The following is a 2,377-nucleotide window of genomic DNA, read 5'->3' as shown; positions in this document are numbered from 1 at the left end:
CGCCGAGCGGGAGCTCTACGTGACCGTTTCCATCGGCATCGCGGTGTTCCCGGAGGACGGGGACGACGTGGACACTCTCGTCAAGAGCGCCGACGCCGCGATGTACGCCGCCAAGCAGCAGGGCCGCGACGGCTACCAGTTCCACTCCGGGCTCCGTTCGCACGGAGACATCGAGCGGCTCGATCTCGGGAACCGTCTCCATCGCGCGATCGACGCGAAGGAATTCCGCGTCTATTTCCAGCCCGTGGTGCGCGTCGAAACCGGGACGATGACGGGGGCCGAGGCCCTCGTTCGATGGGAACGCGCCGACAACGGCCTCGTCCTTCCCGGCGAGTTCATTCCGCTCGCGGAGGACAGCGGCCTGATCGTGCCGCTCGGCATGGAGGTCCTGCGCGAATCGTGCCGGCAGGCGGCGGAATGGAACCGGATCGGACGGCCGCTTTCGGTTTCCGTGAATCTGTCGGTCCGCCAGCTCCAGAGACGCGACGTCGTCGGGACCGTCCGGACCGCGCTCGAGGACTCCGGTCTCGAGGCCCGGCGGCTGAGCCTCGAGATCACCGAGAGCGTGGCCATGCAGAACCTGGACGTGACGCTCGCCGCGCTCGCGGACCTCCGCCGTCTCGGTGTCGGCATCACGATGGACGATTTCGGAACCGGGTACTCCTCGCTCTCGTACCTGAAGATGCTCCCGGTCGACACCGTGAAGATCGACCGGTCGTTCGTGCAGGGAGTCGGGACCGATCCGAACGACGCGACGATCGTGCGCGCCGCCATCGCGCTCGCGCACGAGCTGCGGCTGCGCGTCATCGCCGAAGGCGTCGAGAGCGCGGAGCAGGCGGATTTCCTCCGCGTCCACCAGTGCGACGAGCTCCAGGGCTTTCTCTTCAGCCCCGCGGTTCCGGCGGCGGAATTCGGCGAGTGGGTCGTGTCGAACCGCCGTTTCCCCGTGTAATCGCGCGGGGATTCGCTCTCGTCAGCGCGGTTCGGTCTCGTCGAGCGCCCGTTCGAACGAATCGCGCGACGCGCCGTCGCGCAGACAGAACACGATCCGCTCCGGCTTCTCGTGCGCCGCCGCGAACGCGCGCGCCTCGGCGACGAGGATCCTCGCGGCGCGCTCGAGCGGAAAACCGAACGCTCCGGTCGAGATCGCGGGGATCGCGACGGAGCCGAGGCCGCGTTCCGCCGCTCTCGCGAGAGCCGCCCGGCAGGCGCTCGCGAGCAGGCGGCCCGCGCCCGGATCCGAACCGTGAGGACCGACCGCGTGGATCACCCAGGGTGCGCGGAGCCGCCCCCCTCCCGTCACGACCGCCTCTCCGACCGGACAGTGCCCGATCGCGTCGCACTCTTCCTGGATCGACGGCCCGCCGCGCACCCGCACGGCGCCGGCGACTCCGGAGCCCAGCTGGAGACCGGAATTCGCGGCGTTGACGAGCGCGTCGACCTCGAGGAGCGTGATGTCGCCGACGACGAGCACGATTCGCTCTTTCACGAGGACCGCAGTCTACGCCCCGTCGCGAAGCCGTTCCGGAACGCAACTTGCACCGGATCCTTGCGGTCCTCACGACCCGGGGAGGTTGAGATGGAAGTATCCACGCCTTTTCTCGTCGGAGCGGCGATCGTGGTCGCCGCGATCGTCATCCTCGCGTGGCTCGTTCTTCGCAAGAAACGCACGGAACGGCTGCGCGACCGCTTCGGCCCCGAGTACGACCGCGTCGTCCGATCGACCGGCGACCCTCGGCGAGCCGAAGCCCGCCTCGCCGAACGCGCGAAGCGCGTCGAAGGCTTCCCGCTGCGGCCGCTCTCGAGCGCGGACCGGAGCCGGTTCGCGGCGCGCTGGCGCGCGGTGCAGGCCCGTTTCGTGGACGACCCCGCGGGCGCCGCGGCCGACGGCGACGCGCTCATCCAGGAAGTGATGAAGACCCGGGGATATCCGGTCGGCGATTTCGAGCAGCGCGCGGCCGATCTGTCGGTCGATCACGCCGGAGTTGTCCAGAACTACCGCGCCGCGCGGGACATCGCCCTGCGCAATCGCCGCGGGGAGGCGACGACCGAGGACCTCCGCCAGGCACTCGTCCACCATCGAAACCTGTTCCAGGAACTGCTCGAAGAACCGGCGCCCACGATGAAGGAGGTCCGCCATGGATGAACGGAACCGCGAACTCTCGACCGCCGATCTCGCCGGCGCCGCCACACGGCGCGAAGCGCGGGCGGGCACCGCCGTGATGGAGCGGCCCGAAGCGGCGGAAGACCATCGGACCCCGCTCTTCTCTTCCGACGATTCGCAGCGGATGCACGAACGCTGGACGTCGATCCAGGCCGGCTTCGTCGACGAGCCGCGCGAGGCGGTCCGGCAGGCGGACACCCTCGTAGCCGAAAC

At 69.6% G+C, this 2,377-nt stretch carries 4 protein-coding genes; 3 read left to right on the top strand and 1 reads right to left on the bottom strand.

The genetic code is table 11. The features are described from left to right. On the top strand, window positions 1-952 hold a 952-nt coding region (locus VFS34_07055; GenBank protein HET9794203.1), incomplete at its 5' end, for a GGDEF domain-containing phosphodiesterase. Window positions 953-973: 21 nt separating this feature from the next. On the opposite strand, the gene VFS34_07050 is transcribed toward VFS34_07055, so the two are convergent. After that, a complete protein-coding gene (locus tag VFS34_07050) occupies window positions 974-1,489 on the bottom strand; it encodes a macro domain-containing protein (protein HET9794202.1) in 516 nt (171 codons plus the stop codon). Between the two features lie 90 nt (window positions 1,490-1,579). Between VFS34_07050 and VFS34_07045 the strand changes: the two genes are divergently transcribed. Then, on the top strand, window positions 1,580-2,146 hold the full coding sequence (locus VFS34_07045; GenBank protein ID HET9794201.1) for a hypothetical protein: 567 nt from the start codon (window positions 1,580-1,582) through the stop codon (window positions 2,144-2,146). Next, window positions 2,139-2,377: hypothetical protein (locus VFS34_07040; protein HET9794200.1), on the top strand; the 239-nt coding region annotated here is incomplete at its 3' end. The genes VFS34_07045 and VFS34_07040, both read left to right, overlap by 8 nt.

The organism is Thermoanaerobaculia bacterium, from assembly GCA_035717485.1.
Lineage (GTDB): Bacteria > Acidobacteriota > Thermoanaerobaculia > UBA5066 > DATFVB01 > DATFVB01.
The sequence above is the reverse complement of the archived record's forward strand: the minus strand, read 5'-3'. Positions and strand labels throughout refer to the sequence as shown.

Bases quoted from the DNA above. Each gene is read 5' to 3' on its own strand.
- VFS34_07045 (HET9794201.1), top strand. From the start codon at position 1,580: ATGGAAGTATCCACGCCTTTTCTCGTCGGAGCGGCGATCGTGGTCGCC.